The 19,698-nt window shown below is 61.7% G+C and carries 19 protein-coding genes; 10 read left to right on the forward strand and 9 right to left on the reverse strand.

Annotation, left to right across the window (positions count from 1 at the left end; all coding sequences use genetic code 11):
- Position 1: 1 nt before the first annotated feature.
- Genes CGA22_RS18370 through ligD form a run of 3 tightly spaced genes read left to right on the forward strand, consistent with a single transcriptional unit; the run spans position 2 to position 4,738 of the window.
- On the forward strand, positions 2-1,003 hold the full coding sequence (locus CGA22_RS18370) for a methyltransferase (RefSeq protein WP_041021286.1): 1,002 nt from the start codon (positions 2-4) through the stop codon (positions 1,001-1,003).
- The gene (locus tag CGA22_RS18375) at positions 975-2,138 is read left to right on the forward strand and encodes a carboxylate-amine ligase (RefSeq protein ID WP_041021287.1); all 1,164 of its coding nucleotides are present in this window, start codon (positions 975-977) and stop codon (positions 2,136-2,138) included. Before CGA22_RS18370 ends, CGA22_RS18375 begins: the two co-directional genes overlap by 29 nt.
- Entirely contained in the window at positions 2,135-4,738 is a 2,604-nt protein-coding gene (gene ligD, locus CGA22_RS18380) for a DNA ligase D (RefSeq protein WP_041021288.1), read from the forward strand. Before CGA22_RS18375 ends, ligD begins: the two co-directional genes overlap by 4 nt.
- Positions 4,739-4,887: 149 nt before the next feature.
- On the opposite strand, the gene CGA22_RS18385 is transcribed toward ligD, so the two are convergent.
- The gene (locus CGA22_RS18385; protein WP_041020908.1) at positions 4,888-5,499 is read right to left on the reverse strand and encodes a Yip1 family protein; all 612 of its coding nucleotides are present in this window, start codon (positions 5,497-5,499) and stop codon (positions 4,888-4,890) included.
- Between the two features lie 168 nt (positions 5,500-5,667).
- Between CGA22_RS18385 and CGA22_RS18390 the strand changes: the two genes are divergently transcribed.
- The 3 genes from CGA22_RS18390 to CGA22_RS18400 are packed head-to-tail and all read left to right on the forward strand — an operon-like array spanning position 5,668 to position 7,150.
- Positions 5,668-6,168 carry a CinA family protein gene (locus CGA22_RS18390; RefSeq protein WP_041020909.1) on the forward strand — a complete coding sequence of 167 codons (501 nt, stop codon included), beginning with the start codon at positions 5,668-5,670 and terminating at the stop codon, positions 6,166-6,168.
- Between the two features lie 9 nt (positions 6,169-6,177).
- Positions 6,178-6,693, forward strand: coding sequence for a hypothetical protein (locus CGA22_RS18395; RefSeq protein ID WP_041020910.1), 516 nt, complete (start codon positions 6,178-6,180; stop codon positions 6,691-6,693).
- A 7-nt stretch (positions 6,694-6,700) separates the two neighbouring features.
- The gene (locus CGA22_RS18400; protein WP_041020911.1) at positions 6,701-7,150 is read left to right on the forward strand and encodes a DUF421 domain-containing protein; all 450 of its coding nucleotides are present in this window, start codon (positions 6,701-6,703) and stop codon (positions 7,148-7,150) included.
- Between the two features lie 138 nt (positions 7,151-7,288).
- Here the strand turns inward: CGA22_RS18400 and CGA22_RS18405 are convergent, their stop codons facing one another.
- Complete coding sequence (locus CGA22_RS18405) at positions 7,289-8,146, reverse strand: SDR family oxidoreductase (protein WP_041020912.1); 858 nt, start codon at positions 8,144-8,146, stop codon at positions 7,289-7,291.
- 189 nt (positions 8,147-8,335) lie between these two features.
- Between CGA22_RS18405 and CGA22_RS18410 the strand changes: the two genes are divergently transcribed.
- Positions 8,336-8,740, forward strand: coding sequence for a VOC family protein (locus tag CGA22_RS18410; protein WP_041020913.1), 405 nt, complete (start codon positions 8,336-8,338; stop codon positions 8,738-8,740).
- 225 nt (positions 8,741-8,965) lie between these two features.
- On the opposite strand, the gene CGA22_RS18415 is transcribed toward CGA22_RS18410, so the two are convergent.
- Genes CGA22_RS18415 through CGA22_RS18425 form a run of 3 tightly spaced genes read right to left on the reverse strand, consistent with a single transcriptional unit; the run spans position 8,966 to position 12,887 of the window.
- Positions 8,966-10,114 carry a MalY/PatB family protein gene (locus CGA22_RS18415; RefSeq protein WP_041020914.1) on the reverse strand — a complete coding sequence of 383 codons (1,149 nt, stop codon included), beginning with the start codon at positions 10,112-10,114 and terminating at the stop codon, positions 8,966-8,968.
- Between the two features lie 49 nt (positions 10,115-10,163).
- The gene (locus CGA22_RS18420) at positions 10,164-12,401 is read right to left on the reverse strand and encodes a xanthine dehydrogenase family protein molybdopterin-binding subunit (protein WP_041020915.1); all 2,238 of its coding nucleotides are present in this window, start codon (positions 12,399-12,401) and stop codon (positions 10,164-10,166) included.
- 12 nt (positions 12,402-12,413) lie between these two features.
- Complete coding sequence (locus CGA22_RS18425) at positions 12,414-12,887, reverse strand: (2Fe-2S)-binding protein (RefSeq protein ID WP_041020916.1); 474 nt, start codon at positions 12,885-12,887, stop codon at positions 12,414-12,416.
- A gap of 276 nt (positions 12,888-13,163) precedes the next feature.
- On the opposite strand from CGA22_RS18425, the gene CGA22_RS18430 reads away from it, so the two are divergent.
- Positions 13,164-14,132, forward strand: coding sequence for an MBL fold metallo-hydrolase (locus CGA22_RS18430; protein WP_041020917.1), 969 nt, complete (start codon positions 13,164-13,166; stop codon positions 14,130-14,132).
- 74 nt (positions 14,133-14,206) lie between these two features.
- Here the strand turns inward: CGA22_RS18430 and CGA22_RS18435 are convergent, their stop codons facing one another.
- A complete protein-coding gene (locus CGA22_RS18435; RefSeq protein ID WP_041020918.1) occupies positions 14,207-14,815 on the reverse strand; it encodes a LysE family translocator in 609 nt (202 codons plus the stop codon).
- Between the two features lie 114 nt (positions 14,816-14,929).
- Between CGA22_RS18435 and CGA22_RS18440 the strand changes: the two genes are divergently transcribed.
- Positions 14,930-15,799 (forward strand): LysR family transcriptional regulator, encoded by an 870-nt coding sequence (locus CGA22_RS18440; protein WP_041020923.1) that lies wholly within the window; start codon positions 14,930-14,932, stop codon positions 15,797-15,799.
- A 4-nt stretch (positions 15,800-15,803) separates the two neighbouring features.
- Here CGA22_RS18440 and CGA22_RS18445 read toward each other — a convergent pair whose 3' ends face one another.
- From CGA22_RS18445 to CGA22_RS18455, 3 genes are all read right to left on the reverse strand, one after another.
- On the reverse strand, positions 15,804-16,757 hold the full coding sequence (locus CGA22_RS18445; RefSeq protein ID WP_041020919.1) for a GGDEF domain-containing protein: 954 nt from the start codon (positions 16,755-16,757) through the stop codon (positions 15,804-15,806).
- A gap of 3 nt (positions 16,758-16,760) precedes the next feature.
- The gene (locus CGA22_RS18450; protein WP_041020920.1) at positions 16,761-17,759 is read right to left on the reverse strand and encodes a response regulator; all 999 of its coding nucleotides are present in this window, start codon (positions 17,757-17,759) and stop codon (positions 16,761-16,763) included.
- Positions 17,760-18,008: 249 nt separating this feature from the next.
- The gene (locus CGA22_RS18455) at positions 18,009-18,437 is read right to left on the reverse strand and encodes a DUF2628 domain-containing protein (RefSeq protein WP_041020921.1); all 429 of its coding nucleotides are present in this window, start codon (positions 18,435-18,437) and stop codon (positions 18,009-18,011) included.
- A gap of 258 nt (positions 18,438-18,695) precedes the next feature.
- Between CGA22_RS18455 and CGA22_RS18460 the strand changes: the two genes are divergently transcribed.
- On the forward strand, positions 18,696-19,622 hold the full coding sequence (locus CGA22_RS18460) for a Gfo/Idh/MocA family protein (RefSeq protein WP_188258671.1): 927 nt from the start codon (positions 18,696-18,698) through the stop codon (positions 19,620-19,622).
- Positions 19,623-19,698: the final 76 nt, after the last annotated feature.

The raw sequence follows: 19,698 nt of genomic DNA on the forward strand, positions 1-19,698 counted from the left end.
CATGAATCAGGAAGAACGCCTGTCCGAACCCGACCTGGCGCTGTTGCAGCTGGGCCGTCGCCTGCAAGCCGACGGTTATCGCTTCACCACGCCAACGCCGCTGACCCACGAACGGGTCAATCAGCGGCCCGGAAACGAGCGTTCCAGAACGTTGCGCGATGTGTTCGGCTGGTCGCGGCCATTCGCACCGGGACTGATCTCCGCCGATGAACAGCGTCAACTGCAAGAAGCCGAGGTGCTGGAAGAACGCCAGGGTCTGCTTCACAGCCGGGTGCGCTGGTCGAGCCTGGACGGGTTGCTGTTTGCCCATTCGGCATTCCCTACCCAGTCCACTGATGCAGTGTTTTTCGGCCCGGACAGCTACCGCTTCGCGCAACTGATCCACACCCACCTGCAACAGAACTTTACGGCGGTGCATCGGGCCGTGGACATCGGCTGTGGCGCCGGTGTCGGGGCGATTGTGATTGCCCGGGCCCGTCGCGAAGCCCAGGTGCTGGCCCTGGACATCAACCCGCTGGCCTTGCGCCTGAGTGCGGTCAACGCCGCGTTGGCCGAAGTGGGCAACCTCGAGATCGTCCACAGCGACCTGCTGCAGAACGTGGACGGCCAATTCGATCTGATCGTCGCCAATCCGCCGTACATGGCCGATCCGGCAGAGCGTGCCTATCGCGACGGTGGTGGCGTCCTCGGTGCCGGGCTGTCGTTGCGCATTGTCGAGCAGGCGTTGCCCCGCCTTACGCCGGGCGGCTCGTTGGTGCTCTATACCGGTGTGGCGATGGTCGATGGCCGTGACCCGTTCCTGGAAGCGCTGGGGGCTTGGCGCGATTCGCCGGAATTTGGCTGGACCTACAAGGAACTGGACCCGGACGTCTTTGGTGAAGAGTTGCTGACGCCGGGTTATCAGAACGTGGAAAGGATCGCCGTGGTGGCGTTGGTGGTAACCCGCATCGGCGCGGGAATCGGAGGGATTATCGATGAACAGGCGTCTGAAGTTCGGCATTGAAGAAGAATATTTCATCACCGATCTGCAAACCCGCTGCATGCCCGGTCAACCGTCTGAGGCCGCGGTGGCCGAATGCCGGATCGAGCTGGGCAAGCATTTCGCCCATGAAATGTTCCAAAGCCAGGTCGAGGTGGCGTCGCCCATCTTTCGCAGCCTGCCCGAAGCCGCCGACTACCTGGCCGAGGTGCGCGCGGGACTGACGCGACGTCTGGCCCCCCATGGTCTGGGACTGCTCAGCGCCGGCTCTCACCCCATGGCTGCCCAGGGATTGCAGCCCACCGATGAATTGCATTTCCAGCAACTGTTCGATGATTACCAGCGGGTGGCCCGGCGCAGTGTGCTGTCGGGCCTGCATGTGCACGTCGAGGTCCCGGCCGACCGGGATCGGGTGCGGGTGATGAACGAGGTCTTGCCCTGGCTGCCGATGTTTCTCGCACTGAGTGCTTCGTCACCGTTCTGGAATGGCGCGTACAGCGGCTTCAGCAGCTACCGGCAGGTCGCCTGCGATGAGTGGCCACGCATGGGCGTCCCGGAGTTCTTCGAAGACGAATCGGCGTTTGCCAGCTACGTCGACTTGCTCATGCGCACCGGCTCGATTCGCCAGGCCAGCGATTGCTGGTGGGTGATTCGACCTTCTTCGCATTTTCCTACTCTGGAAATGCGCATCTGCGATGCCTGTCCACGGATCGATGATGTCCTTTGTCTCGTCTCGCTGTTTCGCCTGATGGTGGCCCATGCGATTGCTCAACCCGCGCCCGGGGCACGCTACAGCCAGACGTCCCAGTGGATTCTCAAGGAAAACCGCTGGCGGGCCAAACGCCACGGGATCCTGGCGGAGTTCATCATCGAGGGGCAGGAGCAGCCGATGCTCATCGGTGAATGGCTGAACCTGGCCGAACAGACCTTTGGGGAAACGGCCGCCGCCCTTGGCGTTAACGACGTGTTCAAGCAGGCGCGACGGATTGTGCAGGAAGGCACCAGTGCCGACCGGCAAGTGGTCCTCTACGAGCAAGGGTTGCTGCTGGGGGATACGCCTGTGCAGGCCCTGGGCCGGGTCGTCGATCAACTGGTATCGGAAACCGCCGGGCTGCCGGTGACCGGTCCCACGCTACAGCAAGTCGCAGGTGGCCGATGAGCAGCAAGAACCTCGATGACTACAACCGCATGCGTGATTTCGCCGCCACTCCGGAGCCGGCGGCGAAGCGCTCGCGTAAATCGAAGAAAACCGCCCACGCCTTGCAGTTCTGCATCCAGAAACACGATGCCTCGCGCCTGCACTACGACTTTCGCCTGGAATTGGACGGCGCGCTGAAGAGCTGGGCGGTGCCCAAGGGACCGAGCCTGGACCCCAAGTCCAAGCGTCTAGCCGTGCATGTCGAAGACCACCCGCTGGATTACGCGACCTTCGAAGGCAGCATCCCCGAAGGTCATTACGGCGCCGGCGATGTGATTGTCTGGGATCGGGGTGTGTGGATTCCCCAGGGCGATCCCCATGAGGCCTACGAGAAGGGCCGGCTCAAGTTCGAGCTGCAAGGCGAGAAGCTGGCCGGCCTGTGGAACCTGGTGCGCACGCATATGCCGGGCAAGCAGGAGCAGTGGTTCCTGATCAAGCACCAGGACGACGCTGCCCGGCCTGAAAGTGAATACGACGTGGTGCAGGCCGAGCCGGACAGCGTGCTCAGCGACCGCACCATCGTGCCCAAGCGCCGGGGCAAAGCCGCTGCTGCCAAAGCGGTGAAGCAGCCGGATAAAGCCGCCAAACCCAGGTCATCGAAGAAAACCTCGACAACCACCCTGAGCGGCGCCGAAGCCGCGCCGATTCCCGAAACCCTCAAGCCGGAGCTGGCGACCTTGGTGGAAAGCGCCCCCGATGGCGAATGGCTCTATGAAATCAAATTCGACGGTTATCGGGTCATGGCCCGTATCGAAAATGGCGATGTACGCCTGATCACCCGCAACGGCCACGACTGGACCCACAAGTTGCCCAGGCAGGCCGAGGCCCTGGCCGGGCTCGGGCTTGAGTCGGCTTGGCTCGATGGCGAAATGGTGGTGGCCAACGAACAGGGCGTGCCGGATTTCCAGGCCCTGCAAAACGCTTTCGACGCCGGCAGCAGCGGCAAGATCGCTTATTACCTGTTCGACCTGCCTTATCTCAATGGCATGGACTTGCGCAAAGTGCCGGTGGAGCAGCGTCGGGCGGCACTGGCGGCAGTGTTGGAGCGTAACGAGGATCCGTTGCTGCGTTTCTCCGATACCTTCGAAGAAACCCCGGATGCGTTGCTCAACAGCGCCTGCCAGATGCAGATGGAAGGGCTGATCGGCAAGCGCGCGGGCAGTGCCTATGTGTCCCGGCGCAGCAGCGACTGGATCAAGCTCAAATGCAAGAACCGCCAGGAGTTCGTGGTGGTCGGCTTCAGCGAGCCCAAGGGCGCTCGGAGTGCTTTCGGCGCGTTGTTGTTAGGGTTGCATGATGCCGACAGCGGCGAACTGCGCTATGCCGGCAAGGTCGGCACCGGTTTCAACGAAACCACCCTTAAAAGCATCTATCAGCAATTGCTGCCCCTGGAGACGAAAAAAGCGGCAGTGGTCAATCCGCCCACCGGCTACGAGGCCAAGGGCGTGCACTGGCTCAAGCCGACGTTATTGGCCGAAGTGGCGTATGCCGAAATGACCAAGGAAGGTTCGGTGCGCCACGCGGTGTTCCATGGCTTGCGCAGCGACAAACCGGCCAAGGAGATTACCCAGGAGCGCGCGAAAACCGTGGACAAACCGGCAGAAACCGCAAAAAAACCGGCCAGATCCGCGACCAAGACCAGGGGCAAGGCCACCCAGGCTCCGGCGATGGACGGCAAGGTCCGGATCACCCACCCCGAGCGGGTCATCGACGCCAACAGCGGCACCACCAAACTGCAGCTGGCCGAATATTACGCCAGCGTCGCCGAGTTCATTCTGCCGGAACTGGCCGACCGTCCGGTGGCGCTGGTGCGGGCGCCGGACGGGATCGCCGGCGAGCTGTTCTTCCAGAAGAACCCCGAGCGCCTGGCGATTCCCGGGATTACCAGCCTGGACAAGGCACTGACCGGGCAGCCGGTGATGATCATCAACAACGCCGAGGCCCTGATCGGCGCGGTGCAGATGAGTACGGTGGAACTGCACACCTGGAATGCCACTGCCGTGGACCTGGACAAGCCGGATCGTTTCGTCCTCGACCTCGACCCGGACCCGGCACTGCCCTGGAAAAGCATGGTGGAAGCCACCCAACTGACCTTGTCGGTGCTGGATGAGCTGGGTCTGAAGGCATTTCTCAAGACCAGCGGTGGCAAAGGCATCCATGTGGTGGTGCCGTTGACGCGCAAACTCGGCTGGGACGAGGTCAAGGGGTTCAGCCACGCCATTGTCAGCCATATGGCGAAGCTGCTGCCGGATCGCTTCTCTGCGGTGTCCGGGCCGAAGAACCGGGTAGGGCGCATTTTCATCGACTACCTGCGCAACGGCCTTGGCGCTACCACCATCTGCGCCTACGCCGTCCGGACCCGTGAAGGACTGCCGGTGTCGGTGCCGATCTTTCGGGAGGAAGTGGCGGAGCTCAAGGGGGCGAACCTGTGGAATGTACACAACGTTCACGAGCGTCTGGCGGAAGTGGGTCACGAGCCTTGGGCCGACCTGAAGAAAACCCGCCAGAGCATCACGGCCGACATGCGTCGGCGGATCGGGATGAAGAAAACCGATAAATGAACTGGGGATAGGGGATCGGGCTTCTGTGGCGAGGGGATTTATCCCCGCTGGGCTGCGCAGCGGCCCTAGAATCTTAGGGCCGCTTCGCGCCCCAGCGGGGATAAATCCCCTCGCCACAGAAGCGTCCGGCGCAGGATCCCATCGGCTGATCAACCCACCGGAAACCGCAGGTATTCCGGCTGCAACACGTTGAACCACAGCAGGATCATCTCCACCAGCATGGTCACCAGGACCAGCAACCCGACACCCCAGACACTCGCCGAGTACAACAGCCCCTGTTCCTTCTTGAGACTCATGAACCTGGGCAGGCCGATAAACAGCAGGTAGGTCGAATAGGCAGAGGCCATTAGCAGCACGGCCACCGCCAGCCAACGGCTGGGGTACAGCCCGGAAAGCCCGGCCAGGAAGTACGGTGTGGCGGTATAGGCGGCAAAGCCGATGCACTGGTTGACGGTCGGACGCGCCTCGAAGGTGCGTGACATCCAGCGAATGAACAGGCCCATGAGTGCCACGCCGGCGACGATGGTCAGGTACAGCAGCACGCACAGTTGCAGCGCGCTGGGGGCCGTGAGCCGTACCGTTTCGTTCTCGGCCAGGCTCCAACCGGTCCAGGTGGTGCCGATGAACAGGCATGCCGCCGGGATCAGGGCCAGCAACAGCAAGTGGCCGAGGTAATGGCGTGGATGGGCCTGTTCTTCTTCGCGGATGTCCTGCCAGGCGAATTCGGGATGGGTGAACAGTTTGACGAAAGGTGCGGACATGACGACCTCCTGATCGAGTCAGCCTCAGCGTGAGGCCCTTATGGATTTGAGGCGTAGGATTGGAGGACGGTTTCATTTATTTGTCGCGGTGCGCCGGGAGGCGGTCAGAGGGAATGAATCCAAGCGGCAGGGGTCAACCCATCAGCATCCCAGAAGGACTTTCGCACCATGACTGTCGCCCATACCCTGGTTGATTACCTGCGAGACCATGACTTGCGCCTGACCACGGCCGAATCCTGTACCGCCGGCCAGATCGTCACGCTGCTGGCCGAAGTGCCGGGCAGCGGTTCACTGATCGAAAGCGGTTACGTGGTGTATTCCCCCGAAGCGAAACAACGGTTGCTGGGTGTGAGCCCGCGCACCATCGAAACCTTCAACCTCACCAGTCGCGAAGTGGCACAAGAAATGGCCCTCGGCGCGTTGCACGATGCCGATGCCAACGTGGCGGTGGCCACCACCGGAATCCTCGGCCCCGACGACATGGATGGCATTCCCGCCGGCACTGTGTGCTTCGCCTGGGCCTTCCAGCTCCATGGCAAGCGGGCGCTGTTCAGCCGCCAGGAACGCTTTTTCGGCACGCGCGGGCAGGTGCAGTTGTGGGCCGCCGAACACGCGCTCCTGCAACTGCGCCACTTTCATCAGCGTGCCCTGACGGGTGAGTACCGATAGGGCATCCTCATGGGCAACCACACCGAACCGGAAGATTTTCGCAGTCGTGAGTTTCCAGTCCGCGAAGACATGGCGTATCAGCTCAAGGTCTGGCGGTTCGAGCGAGTCGGCTGGTATGGGTTGGTGCTGTTGGTGATCCTGACCTTGCTGGGGCTGTTTTCCCGTGGCCCCTTGAGCTCCCGTGACGTACAGAGCCTCGATGGTCGCCTGGGAGTCAAGTACGAGTTGTTCCATCGCAATGGCTCCAATAACGCCATGATCATTCATCTCAAGGGCCAGCCCGGCGCGGTACTGGAGGTGGAGTTGGGTGGCGACTGGCTGGAGGGCTTCGACGTGCAGGCGCTGCAGCCCCAGCCCGTGCGTTCGGCCAGCGTGGGGCAGGGGATGACGGTGTGGGTTCAGGCGGACGCCGAGGGCAAGGCGAGCTTGTACCTCTCATTGGTCAGTGCGGGCCTGGGGATTTATCACAGCCGTATCGCCATGTCCGGCAGTGCGGTCAGTTTCGATCAATTCATTTTCCCTTAGGTGACCTATGGACTCCGTACTGCGCGCCGCCGCGATGTACCTGGCATTGATGGTGCTGTTCAAGATCGCCGGCCGCCGCTCCCTGGCGGACCTGACCACGTTTGACTTCGTGCTGCTGATGATCATCGGCGAGGCCACCCAGCAGGCCCTGTTGGGAGACGATTTTTCGCTGACCAATGCGCTGATGGTGATCGTGACCTTGATTGCCATCGATGTCGGCCTGTCCCTGCTCAAACAGCGCTCGCAGTGGGTTTCACGATTGATCGACGGCGGTCCGACCGTCATTGTCGAGGACGGCCGGATCCTCAGGGGCCGCATGCGCCTTGCCCGGCTCGTGGAAGCCGACATCATGGAGGCGGCGCGCTCGAGTCAGGGCATCGAGACCCTGGAGCAGATCAAGTTTGCGATTATCGAGCGTAATGGGAAGATTTCGGTGATTGCCAAGGAGTCGTCCTGAGCAGCAACCATAATGCGCGGAGCTTTTTGTGGCGAGGGGATTTATCCCCGCTGGGGCGCGAAGCGGCCCCAAGATCTTGGGCCTGCTGCGCAGCCCAGCGGGGATAAATCCCCTCGCCACAAAAGAACTCCCCAGGGTCTAGAGGATCGGCTTGCCCCCCGTGATCCCATACCTTGATCCCGAGATATAGCTCGACTCATCCGACGCCAGCAGCACGTAGATCGGCGCCACTTCCACCGGTTGGCCCGGGCGTCCCAGGGGCGTCTGGGAACCGAAGTTCTGGACCTCTTCCTCAGGCATGGTCGCGACAATCAGCGGTGTCCAGATCGGCCCCGGTGCCACGCTGTTCACCCGGATCCCCTTGGGCCCGAGCATCTGCGCGAGGCCGCCGGTGAAGTTGGCGATGGCGCCCTTGGTGGTGGCATAGGCCAGCAGGGTCGGCTTGGGCATGTCGGAGTTGACCGAACTGGTGTTGATGATCGAGCCGCCGGCCTTCATGTGTGGCACGGCGGCCTGGCAGATCCTGAACATCGACGTGATGTTGATATCGAACGTGCGCACCCATTCTTCGTCTGGAATGTCCTCCAGACGCTCGTGGGTCATCTGGAACGCGGCATTGTTGACCAGGACATCGATGCGTCCGAAGCGGGCGACGGTCTCGTCGACGATCTTGCGGCACTGGGCCTTGTCCGCCAGGTCGCCCGGCAACAAGAGGCACTGGCGGCCGGCCTGTTCGACCCAGCGGGCGGTTTCCCGGGCGTCTTCGTGTTCATCCAGATAAGAGATGGCCACGTCCGCGCCTTCACGGGCAAACGCGATCGCCACGGCGCGACCAATGCCACTGTCGGCACCGGTGATCAAGGCGACTTTGCCCGCCAGACGCCCGGAACCGGTGTAACTCTGTTCGCCGCAATCGGGATATGGGTCCATTTTCCGCTGGGTGCCGGGCACCGGTTGGCTCTGTTTCGGGAAAGGTGGGGTTGGGTAGTCGACCATGTCGTTCTCCAGGCAGGTGTGAATGCAATGGAGGGTGGACCCCGGCTTTTTCCGCAGAGTTCGGTTGGATCATTCAGCCAGTCGATGAGCGTTGTGCGGGGCGTTTCGTCGGTCAATAGTCAACCCGTAGCGAACGTTGGAGAACAGGACTTCTCCAATAGCTACAGGTCATTCATCAAGGAGATGAGATTGTTCAGTCATATACAGATTGGCGCACGAGACTTGCCGAGGATGATCGCTTTTTATGATGCCGTCCTGGGTTGCCTGGGACTGGTACGCATGGACAGCGAAAACGATTCGGGACCGCCCGGGGAAGGCTGGCATCAACCCGGCAAGCGCTGGCCCCTGGTATTCGTGCAACAACCCTTTAACGGTTTGCCCGCGACGTGGGGCAATGGCATGCAGGTCAGCTTCGCCGCCGATTCGCCGCAAACCGTGCGCGCTGCCTGGGACCTGGCCATTGCCATGGGTGGCTACGACGAAGGCCCGCCGGGCCCGAGGCCACAGTACTCGGAAGGTTACTTCGGAGCCTATTGCCGGGATCCGGAAGGGAACAAGCTGTGTTTTGTGTATGCGCCGGATCTGCATGAATAACCACTGATCCGACTGTGGCAAGAGGGATCGCTGCTTTGGGGTGATTGTGGCTAACGGACTTATTGTGGCGAGGGGATTTATCCCCGTTGGGTTGCGTAGCAACCCCCGATTTTCCAGCACTGAGAATCCCTGGGCGAGCGCTTCGCACTCGAGCGGGGATAAATCCCCTCGCCACAGATAAATCCTTCTGCCACAGATAAATCCCATACCACCTTATTCCAACAGTCAGCGCCGAGCCTTCAAGCTCTTCTCCATCCGCGCAATCCCTTCCTCCAGCAGCGCCCGCGGGCAGCCGAAGTTCAGGCGCACAAACTGTTGGGCGTCGTCGCCAAAGTCCAGCCCGGCGCTGAGCCCGACCTTGGCTTCATGGAGGAAGAAGGCCTGCGGGTCGTCCAAGCCCAATCCCGAGCAATCCAGCCACGCCAGGTAGGTACCTTGAGGCACGGTCATGCTGATGCCGGGCAGACGGGTCTGCACCGCATTCACCAGATAGTCGCGATTGGCTTGCAGATACGCCTTCAACGCTTCGAGCCACGGACCGGCCTCGCTGTAGGCCGCCCGGGTCGCTTCGAGGCCCAGGGCATTGACGCTGTCGACCATACCGGCCCGGGCGTTGTTGACCCGTTCGCGCACCTTGGCGTTCTGGATGATGGCGAACGAAGTCTTCAGCCCAGCGATGTTGTAGGCCTTGCTGGCGGACATCAGGGTGATGGTGCGCTCGGCGATTTCCAGGCTCAGGGTGGCGGTGGGAATGTGCACCCGGCCGTCGAAGCACAGCTCGGCATGGATCTCGTCGGAGATGATCCAGGCATCCTGCTCCAGGCAGATGTCCGCCACGGCCTTGAGCTCTTCCCGGCCGAATACCTTGCCCAGGGGGTTGTGGGGATTGCTCAACAACAGGGCGCCACCACCGTGTAGTGCTTCGCGCAACGATGCGAGGGGTGTGTGGAATTCACCATTGACCGGATTGAAAGGCAACTCCACCTTGTTCAACTGCCAGTGGCCCGGCGCATTGCGCAGCGGCGGGTAGTTGGGCACCTGCACCACAACAGTCTGCTGCGGCTCCACCAGCCCATGCAGGGCCATGTTGAAACCTGGCTCCACACCCGGCAGGAACACGATCTGCTGGGGCTCGACGCGCCAGGCGTATTTGTTCCAGAGGTCAGCCACGATGGCCGCACGCAGGGTGTCCTGGGCCACGCTGTAGCCAAGCATCGGATGCTCAAGACGCTTGCGCAGCGCATCGATGACCACGGGCGGGGCAGCGAAGTCCATATCAGCCACCCACATCGGCAACACCTCGGCCGGGTAGCGACTCCACTTGGTGCTGCCGGTACCGTGGCGCTCGAACACTGGGTCGAAATCGAAAGTCATGGCGGTTCCATCAGGTCAGAGAATTGAGATGACGGCCATGATAACCCGTTCACGCCAGCTTGAACGGCAACTGACGCAGCGGCTTGCCCGTCAGGCTCGCCACCGCATTCGCAAAGGCCGGTGCCAGCGCCGGCAGGCCGGGTTCACCCATGCCTGTGGGTGGGTCGGCGCTGGGCACGATGTGAATCGAGAATTCCGGCGTATCGGTGATGCGTGGCACGCTGAAATCGGCGAAGTTGCTTTGCTGCACGACGCCGTCCTTCAACGTGACAGCGCCGCCCGGCAGGCACATGGACAAACCCATGAGCGCCGCACCCTGTACCTGCGCCTCGACGCTGCGCGGGTTGACGGCCAGGTTGCAGTGGACGCCCGCGGTCACCTGATGCAGCACCGGACGGCCATTCTGTACCGAGGCCTGAACCACGTAGGCCACCACCGAGCTGAACGACTCGTGCACCGCCACGCCCCAGGCTCGCCCTTCGGGCAGTTGAGCCTTGCCGTAGCCACTCTTGTCCACCGCCAGTTGCAGTGCGGCGCGATGGCGTGGGCTTTGATCGGCAAACAGCTTCATCCGATAGGCCACAGGGTCCTGCCGGGTTGTCCGGGCGATTTCATCGATCAACGTCTCCATCACAAACGCCGTATGCGTGGAGCCCACGCTGCGCCACCACAACACCGGCACGTTGAACTTGGGGTGATGTACCGTCAGACGCATCGGTAGCGGATAAGGATTGCGCAAACCTTCCGTGGCCGTGGGGTCGATGCCGTTCTTCACGCGGGCGTCGAACATCGTGTCGGCGAGGATCGATTGCCCGACCAGGACGTGATCCCAGGCCAGGACGTTGCCGTTGTCATCGAAACCGATCCGCGCACGGTGCAGGTGCATGGGGCGGTAGTAACCGCCCTTGATGTCGTCTTCACGGCTCCACAGGGTACGAACAGGCGCATCGAGCCCGGCGGTGCGCGCGGCCTTGGCGACTTCGCAGGCGAGCACGACGAAGTCGCCGGAAGGTACACCACGGCGGCCAAAGCCGCCGCCTGCCGTCTGCACATTGACCTGGACTTGTTCAGGCTTGAGATTCAACACCCGTGCCGCCGCGACACCGTCGCCACCGGGGAACTGCGTACCGACCCATAGCTGGGCGCGGTCGCCGGTAACCTGGACGGTGCAGTTCAACGGTTCCATGGGCGCGTGGGCGAGGTAGGGGAACAGGAACTCGGCTTCCAATTGATGTGGGGCGCTGGCAAGCGGCGTCATGTCGGCATCGAAATGAAGGGGGCCGGGCTGGCTGGCCAGGTCCCGGTACTGGGCCAGTTGTTTTTCGCTGTCGACCTTCTCGACCGCGGAGGTATCCCATTGCAGCTTGAGCGCATCGCGGCCGGTTTTTGCCTGCCAATAGCCGTCCGCGACCACCGCCACACCTTCGGCCCCTCCGTCCAGCGGCACTCGCAGGACGGCTTTTACCCCTTGGGTGGCACGGGCTGCGCTGTCATCCAGCGAAGCGATACGGGCCCCAAATACAGGAGGGCGCGCCACCACGGCGGTGAGCTGCCCGGGCAGGTGCATGTCGATGCCGAAATCCTGTCGGCCGCTGCTCTTGGCCTTGGCATCGATACGCGTCGTGGCCTGGCCGATGATGCGAAAGTCCTTGGGATCCTTGAGGGTGATAGCTTCGGGCACGGGCATTGCCATCGCCGCTTCGGCGAGCTCCCCGTAACTCGCTTTTCGGCCTCCCGGGCCTAGCACCATGCCCGCCTGGGTGCTCAGGCTCGCCGCATCCACGTTCCAGCGCGCGGCCGCCGCCGCGAGCAACATGGCGCGAGCGCGGGCGCCCAGTTCGCGGTATTGGGTGTAGCTGTTCTTGATCGAGTTGGAGCCGCCGGTGATGTGCATGCCGAAACTCGGGTCCTGATAAGCCGCGTCGTTGCTGCCATTGCGGGTACGCACCAGGCTCCAGTCGGCGTCGAGTTCTTCGGCCAGAATCATGGGCAACCCGGTCTGTACACCCTGGCCAAACTCAAGACGGTTGAGGGTGACCGTTACCTCGCCGTTGGGCGCGATCTGCACGAACGCCGACGGCTGCTGGGTCGGCTTGAGCGCTTGCCCGTTGTCGCCGGCTTGTTGTGCCAGGGCCAGGTGCGGGAATGCACCCAAGGCCAGCCCGCCGATGCCGACGATCTTGAGAAAACTGCGCCGGGGGAGTGTGGTGAGGCTGCCCAGGTCGTCGTCGGTGAAGATCGATTGCAGGGCGCGGGGGAGTTCGTCAGGGAAAATGTCGTTCAGCATGGCGCACTCCGGTCAGGCGAGGGCTTTGGCGGCATCGGCCACGGCAGCACGGATACGGACGTAGGTACCGCAGCGGCAGATATTGCCGGCCATGGCCGAGTCGATTTCGGCGGCGGTGGGTTGCTTGCCCTTGGGTTGGGCCTTGAGGAAAGCGGTCGCGCTCATGATCTGGCCGCTCTGGCAGTAGCCACACTGCGCGACGTCATGCTTGACCCAGGCCTCATGCACCGCCGTGCCGACTGGATCGCTGCCGTCGGTGGCGGCTTCGATGGTGGTGATCTTCTTGCCTTCGGCGGCTGCGATCGGCGTCACGCAGGAGCGGATGGCCTGGCCGTCCAAGTGAACCGTGCACGCGCCACACAGGGCTGCGCCGCAGCCGAACTTGGTGCCGGTCATGCCCAACGTATCACGCAATGTCCAGAGAATCGGGGTGCCAGGATCGACGTCGACCGTGTATTCACGGCCATTGATGTTGAGGGCGCTCATGGTAGGACCTGCTCCGCAAGGTTTGGCTCCGATCAACTATAGGAAGGAATCTGCAAGGCACATTGCACAATTCAGGCTGATGATTGCCCGATCCTGCGAATTGGCCCTGTCCTCCTATCTTTCTGTTTGGATCGATCACCCTAAGGTACAGGGGAGCCATACCCATGTACGGTATCGGACACTGCACGCCGCATCACACACTCACTCCCCAGGCATTTCGCCGTTCTCGCGCCGGGAACAGCGGATTCCTGCCCCCTGAACTTATGGAGAGTGACCATGACAACGCATCTGGACTACCGCACTCGCGAGGAAGAGAAAAGCAACGGTCAATTGGCGTCGGGCATGCATCCGGCCCCAACAGGATTGAACGTCGAAGAGTTGGTTCCTTCACGCTATGCCCTGCGGGTCGGTGAGATTGACGTGCTGGTGGTCAGCGATGGCGTACTGCCGTTGCCGACCACGACAATGTCCACCAACGCTGATCCGGCGGCTCGCGCAGCCTGGTTCAAGGAGATGTTCCTGGGCCCGGATGCGTTCGACTGGGCATTGAACGTGCTGGTGGTGCGCAGTGGCGGGCAAACCATACTCGTCGATGCCGGGTTGGGCGGGCAGTTCCCCGGCTTTCCGCGCGCGGGGCAGTTCCCAAAGCGACTGGCCGCCGCCGGTATCGACCTGGGATCGGTGACCGACGTGGTCATCACTCATATGCATATGGACCATATCGGCGGGCTGCTGGTCGACGAGGTAAAGAACCGGCTGCGCCCGGACGTGCGGATCCACGTCGCGGCCACCGAGGTTGAATTCTGGGCGGCCCCCGATTTTTCCCATACGGCCATGCCGTCGCCGGTGCCGGATGTCCTGCGGGCCACTGCCGATGAGTTCATGAAGGTGTACGGCGACAAGCTGCGCACGTTCGAACATGAGCATGAGGTAGCACCGGGTGTGGTCGCCAGGCTAACGGGGGGACACACTCCGGGGCACAGCGTGGTTCATGTGGCGTCCGCCGGTGAGCGGCTGACCTTTGCCGGTGACGCACTGTTCCCGGTCGCCTTCGACCATCCCGACTGGCACAACGGTTTTGAACATGATCCCGAGGAAGCCGTTCGCGTTCGGGTCCGGCTCATGCAGGAAGCGGCGGCGAGCGGTGAGCTGCTGGTCGCCACGCATTTGCCGTTTCCGTCAGTGGGAAGGGTGGCGGTGGAGGGGGATGCGTTTCGCTGGGTGGCGGCTTTCTGGGATTACTGAGCAGTAATCGCAGCCATGAAGTCGGCGTCTTTGATGTGTCGTGCAGCCCGTCCAGCCTGAGGTTGTGCCCTGGATCAGGAATGGATGGGCAGCACCAGACCAAACGCCACGAAAAAACCGCCGCAGACCTTGTTGAACCGACGCCCAGTACGGGCCAGCCACGGCCGGACCCGATACGCCGCCGTGGCCACGATGTACTCGACGATGAACTCCACGACCGCGTAGGTCAGCGCGATGGCGGCGGTCTGGGCGAACAGGTTCCTGTGCGGGTCAAGAAAGGGCGGAATAAACGCGGTGAACAGCAACAGTGCCTTGGGATTCGAGACCGCCGACAACAGGCCCTGCCGGAAAAGTGACCAGGGGCCGGCCCCTGACACGGCCTCCACGTCCAGGGAAACCGGCGCCGACCGCCACAATCCCAGTCCCAGCCAGATGAGATAAAGCCCGCCGGCTATCTTCAACACCATGAACCCGGTCACGGAGGCCTGGATCAATGCACCCAGCCCGAGGGCACACAACGAGAGCATCACGACGAAGCCCGACACACCGCCACTGATGGTGAAAAGCGTCTTGCGGTTGCCATGGATCGCGCCGTGGGTCAGCACCAGCAATGCATTGGGCCCAGGCACCACTGCGATGCCGCAACAGGTAACCAGATAGAGCAGCCAGGTCTCGAAGGGCATGATGTTCTCCAGTGAAAAGCAACGTCCTCTCCAGCATCCTGCTGGTGAAACCCGCTCAACAGAAGCGCATAATTCATGGCTTAGACATTCGATTATCGAATAGGGGTCGTGGACATGCCTTCCGGCGATTTGCAAATGGACTGGCTCAAGTGCTTTGTCGCGGTGGTGGACGCCGGTTCGCTTTCCGGCGCGGCTCTTGAGGTGCATCGGTCACAGTCCGCTGTGAGCATGCAGATGAAAAAACTGGAAACGGCGCTTGGGCGGCAGTTGTTGAGTCGCGGCCCGCGGCACCTGCAACTGACCCTCGATGGCCAGACCCTTCTGGGTTATGCGCGGCGCATGGTGGCGCTGCATGCTGAAACGCAGGCGGCTTTCCATGGCGAGGAGTTGACCGGGCGCATACGGCTGGGCGTTGCCGAGGATTATGCGGCGAAGTACCTGACACCCGTGCTCAAGCGCTTCGCCCCCCGCTATGGGGGCGTTGAAATAGAACTGGATTGCGAGCAATCGACGACTCTGATTCCACGGGTGGTGAATGGCGACCTGGACCTGGCGCTGGTTTCCAGGGACTCCCCCCAGCGGGGTACATTTCTGTTCAAGGAGCCCATGGTGTGGGTGGGTTCGCCTCAGTTCGAGCTTTGGCGGCGCGACCCCATCCCGATCGCGGTCTACGAAAGTGCCAGCCTGGCCCGGCGCAACGCGGTCAATTCGTTAACGCTGCAGGGCCGTCGGTATAAAGTGGTCTACAACAGTTCCAGCCTCGCAGGCCAAGTCGCGGCGGTGGAAGGTGGGATTGCCATCGCCGCCATTACCCGATGCAGTGTCCCAGCCTCATTGCAAGTGCTCGGCAACGAACATGATCTGGGCGGCATAGAACCAATGGAGGTGTCGGTTTTTCGCAGTCGGGCTTCTCGCGGTTCGAAGGCTGTTAACAGCCTTCACGCCTTCATCATCGGTGCGTTGAGGAGCCAGCAGGCTACATAGGGTCCTACTCGTGCACCGTCACCCGATTGCGCCCGGTTTTCTTGGAGGTGTACAGCGCCTCGTCCGCCCAGGCGATCAGGTCGGCGTGGCTATTGGACGGCTGGCTCAGGTCGGCCACCCCCAGGCTGATGGTGAAACGGATGACCACGTCGCCGTACGGCACGTCCATTTCTTCGACGGCCTTGCGCAGGCGCTCGGCAAACATCCGTGCACCGGCCTTGTCGGTATCCGAAAGCACCACGCCGAACTCTTCACCGCCATAGCGTCCGGCCACGTCGGAGTCACGCACATGCTCGCGGACCAAGTGAGCGACCTGCTCGATGACCTTGTCGCCTGCCTGGTGACCATAGGTGTCATTGACTCGCTTGAAGTGGTCGATGTCGAACATGACCAGGCTGGAGTTATTGCCATAGCGCTGGTGCCGGGCGTAGGTGGCCTTGAGGTTCTCTTCCCAATGCCCACGGTTATACAGACCGGTCAGCCGATCGGTGCTGGACAACTGCTGCAACTGTGCGTTGGCGGCCTGCAGTTGATGCCGGTTGGTGGCGACGTCGGTGACGTCATAGATCACCAGACAGATATGGTTGATCTTGCTGTCAGGGGAGCGCAGGGGCAGCAGGGTGGTGTTCTGAAACATGAATTCTTCGTGGCCGGTGATCGGCTGATAGTTCTTGAAGCGCACCAGGTAGGGACGCTGCTCCCAGACCGTGAAGGCGGGCGTGCCCAGGGCGGCGACGCTTTCCACCTTGCGGCTGAACCACTGGTGGTCGACTTCGGGAAACAGACTGAAAAAGTGCTGGTTATGGGCGTCCTTCGGCTGGACCCCGGAACGGTTCTCCATGAACGTGTTCCAGACCTGCACCCGATAGTCGCGGTCAAGCACCACCACACCGACGTCGATGCTCTGGACAATCGCCAGCAACCAGTGGAATTCGTTCAGATCAACAGGATTGTTCATGGCTCAGCTCATCAAGTAGGCGAGTTTGTGGGTCAACCGCTCGATTGAGTCTTCCGTGAACAGCAATAACAGGTCGAAGCGAATGTCGTGGCCCTCCAGGCTGTAGCTGATTTCCACGGCGAGGGTCTTTTTCCAGCGGGTCTGGTTGACCCGGATCAGCTCGTCGATCGCCGCATGCTGGCCGAGCACCTGCGGATGCCCCTGGGAAAACACCACGTCGATCTGCTCGGCAATACTGCTCAGGCACGCGCCGATCAGCACGCTGGAAAGATCGAGTACCATTTCCAGGTCCGAATAATCAGCGCTCTGGCGCTGCATCAATTGCGCGATATCGGAAACTTCCGAGTCATGGAACATCAGCAGGGCTTCACCGGCGATGCCACTGCCGATGAAGCCCTGGCAGATGGCGGTGAGCTGCTGGGAGCTGCCGGCATCGGTGAGCGCCATGTGCAATTCGCCGACTTCGAGGACGTTCACGTTGGGGACCGGCAACTGCACGAAGACGCCCAGGACCTTGGCGATCAGCGCGGCGGCCCGGCCGATGGCGACGTTGACCGTTTCGCGGAATGCGTCGTGAAAATGGATGGCGGTGTTGCTTGTCGGACGATGCTGCAGGGGCGCCTGCGTGGCTTTCGTCAGCAGGCCGAGGCGGCTGAGGGTCTGGCGCAGTTCGCTTTCGTCGAAAGGCTTCTTCAGGAACGCCAGGGCGCCCAGTTCGCTGACGCGGCGTACTGCTTCCTCCTGGACGTCACCGGAAATCACGATGACTTGAGATTTCAAGCCTTCAGTGCGCAGGGCGCTCAATACCTGATAACCATCCATCTCCGGCATGGTCAGGTCGAGCAACACCACTTGGCCCAGCCCCTTGCGTATGGCCTCCATGGCCTGGCGACCGTTACTGGCCTCGGTAATGGAAACCGACCAGTCCGCCGGCAATGCCCGTAACACTTGCTTACGGGCCATGTTGGAGTCATCACACACCACTAGGGGAATCTCTGACACAACCAGCCTCTCATCAGGGAAAGTACTAGGGCATCATGCCATAGGCTTACAAAGACCACCTAGTCATCAGGGTTATCAGCCTGGAAAAGCAAGGACGATGAGCTCGCCTGATCTTCAGCGGTCTATCCTTTTGAACAAGCGCTCGTCGCGGAAGTTCGACGTGGATTCATCCGCGACGCTTTGGCCCGGAAACAAAAAGCCCGCACACTCATGACGAGGTGCGGGCTCTTTAACGGCCGGAAGCTGCGATCAGAAACGCATGCCTTCGAACGGGTTCCAGCTTTGCTCGCCTTTGACTTCTTTCAGGTAGTACGCGTAGTTGGTCATGATCGCGTACATCACCGAAAAAGCGGCGCTCATGCCCGTATCCAGCGCCCTCGGAGATTCCATGCCCATCAGTCCGAAAATCACGCTCACGGCGATACTGAGCCCGATCATAATGCCGATCATGGCCAGGTTCTTCTTCCAGAGCCCCAGGACGAACAGGTAGATCGGGCCGAAGAAGAAGGCAATCACGTTGGCGTTGATCAGGATCTTCTTCTTGAAGCCTGGCAGCGCCTTGAAGGCTTCCTTGTGGCGCGGGTCGTTCGGCGCGCCATAGGTATCAAAGAAGTTAAAGCGTTCCTGCCATTTGGCGCTGTATTTGCCAGTACCTTGCACTTGTTCGGTGGTGCTCATTTTTACGGCTCCTGATGGTCCATGTAGTGGTAAAACTTTCTTCCGCGAATTCCTGAGCGCTTTATAAGCGTTTATGGAGGAAAAAGCCCCTTCGGCGACTCAAGCGCCCATTTGATCTGTGACGCGCATCACTATCACTGCGAGTACGGCCGCGATGGCGCGCTGACAGGCAGGAAATTCGGCTGCCCCATTGTCTGCCAGGCGATTTACGTCTAGTTTGCTGGCCGATCACAAATACAAAAAAATCAGGAGTCCTAGATGCAACCGATTCGTCTCGGTCTGGTGGGCTACGGCAAGATTGCCCAGGATCAACATGTACCCGCCATCCACGCCAATCCTGCGTTCCAATTGGTGGCGGTTGCCACGCAGGGGCAGCCCTGTGCCGGGGTAGAGAATTTCGAGTCCCTGGGCGAGCTGCTCGCCAGCGGTCCCCAGGTCGATGCAATAGCGTTTTGCACGCCGCCGCAGGGTCGATTCGCGCTGGTGGAGCAAGCCTTGGCCGCCGGCAAACACGTGCTGGTGGAAAAACCACCCTGCGCCACCCTCGGCGAAGCAATGGCGTTGGTCGGCCAGGCTGAAGAGCAGGGCGTCAGTGCCTTGTTTGCCTGGCACTCGCGCTATGCACCCGGGATCGAAGCGGCCCGGGACTGGCTGGCCAGCCGCACCTTGCAGAGCGTGCGGATCGATTGGAAGGAAGACGTGCGCAAATGGCATCCCGGCCAGGCGTGGATCTGGCAACCGGGTGGCCTGGGGGTGTTCGATCCCGGCATCAATGCCTTGTCGATCGCGACCCATCTGTTGCCACGACCACTGTTTGTCGAGTCGGCGCAGCTGCGGGTTCCTGATAACTGCCAGTCGCCTATCGCCGCGAGCATCAAAATGTCGGACGCCCGCCACCTGGACATCCGCGCGGAGTTCGATTTCGATCATGGCCATGATGAACTCTGGAGCATCGAGATCCGTTGCGCCGAAGGCACCTTGCGGCTGGACAACGGCGGCGCCCTGTTGAGCATCGATGGCGTGCGCCAGGCGGTTTCGGAGGAGGGCGAGTACGCGGCGGTGTATCGACACTTCCAGCAGCTGATCGCCGACAAGGCCAGCGATCTGGACTTGCAACCGTTGCGGCTGGTGGCGGACAGCTTTTTTGTCGGCAGCCGGACGTTGGTCGAGCCGTTCTACGATTGATCGCGCTGTAAAGATACACCGCTATCGTCGGATCGCCGCCCGGAGCAGGCTCGCTCCCACAAGGTCCGTGGTGTAC

Origin of the sequence: Pseudomonas sp. PSB18 (assembly GCF_014596565.1) — a bacterium.
Lineage (GTDB): Bacteria > Pseudomonadota > Gammaproteobacteria > Pseudomonadales > Pseudomonadaceae > Aquipseudomonas.

What these genes read in the sequence shown, in the direction of transcription:
- CGA22_RS18370 (WP_041021286.1), top strand. Translation starts at nt 2, where the DNA reads ATGAATCAGGAAGAACGCCTGTCCGAACCCGACCTGGCGCTGTTGCAG.
- CGA22_RS18375 (WP_041021287.1), top strand. Translation starts at nt 975, where the DNA reads ATGAACAGGCGTCTGAAGTTCGGCATTGAAGAAGAATATTTCATCACC.
- ligD (WP_041021288.1), top strand. Translation starts at nt 2,135, where the DNA reads ATGAGCAGCAAGAACCTCGATGACTACAACCGCATGCGTGATTTCGCC.
- CGA22_RS18385 (WP_041020908.1), bottom strand. Translation starts at nt 5,499, where the DNA reads ATGTCCGCACCTTTCGTCAAACTGTTCACCCATCCCGAATTCGCCTGG.
- CGA22_RS18390 (WP_041020909.1), top strand. Translation starts at nt 5,668, where the DNA reads ATGACTGTCGCCCATACCCTGGTTGATTACCTGCGAGACCATGACTTG.
- CGA22_RS18395 (WP_041020910.1), top strand. Translation starts at nt 6,178, where the DNA reads ATGGGCAACCACACCGAACCGGAAGATTTTCGCAGTCGTGAGTTTCCA.
- CGA22_RS18400 (WP_041020911.1), top strand. Translation starts at nt 6,701, where the DNA reads ATGGACTCCGTACTGCGCGCCGCCGCGATGTACCTGGCATTGATGGTG.
- CGA22_RS18405 (WP_041020912.1), bottom strand. Translation starts at nt 8,146, where the DNA reads ATGGTCGACTACCCAACCCCACCTTTCCCGAAACAGAGCCAACCGGTG.
- CGA22_RS18415 (WP_041020914.1), bottom strand. Translation starts at nt 10,114, where the DNA reads ATGACTTTCGATTTCGACCCAGTGTTCGAGCGCCACGGTACCGGCAGC.
- CGA22_RS18420 (WP_041020915.1), bottom strand. Translation starts at nt 12,401, where the DNA reads ATGCTGAACGACATTTTCCCTGACGAACTCCCCCGCGCCCTGCAATCG.
- CGA22_RS18425 (WP_041020916.1), bottom strand. Translation starts at nt 12,887, where the DNA reads ATGAGCGCCCTCAACATCAATGGCCGTGAATACACGGTCGACGTCGAT.
- CGA22_RS18430 (WP_041020917.1), top strand. Translation starts at nt 13,164, where the DNA reads ATGACAACGCATCTGGACTACCGCACTCGCGAGGAAGAGAAAAGCAAC.
- CGA22_RS18435 (WP_041020918.1), bottom strand. Translation starts at nt 14,815, where the DNA reads ATGCCCTTCGAGACCTGGCTGCTCTATCTGGTTACCTGTTGCGGCATC.
- CGA22_RS18440 (WP_041020923.1), top strand. Translation starts at nt 14,930, where the DNA reads ATGCCTTCCGGCGATTTGCAAATGGACTGGCTCAAGTGCTTTGTCGCG.
- CGA22_RS18445 (WP_041020919.1), bottom strand. Translation starts at nt 16,757, where the DNA reads ATGAACAATCCTGTTGATCTGAACGAATTCCACTGGTTGCTGGCGATT.
- CGA22_RS18455 (WP_041020921.1), bottom strand. Translation starts at nt 18,437, where the DNA reads ATGAGCACCACCGAACAAGTGCAAGGTACTGGCAAATACAGCGCCAAA.
- CGA22_RS18460 (WP_188258671.1), top strand. Translation starts at nt 18,696, where the DNA reads ATGCAACCGATTCGTCTCGGTCTGGTGGGCTACGGCAAGATTGCCCAG.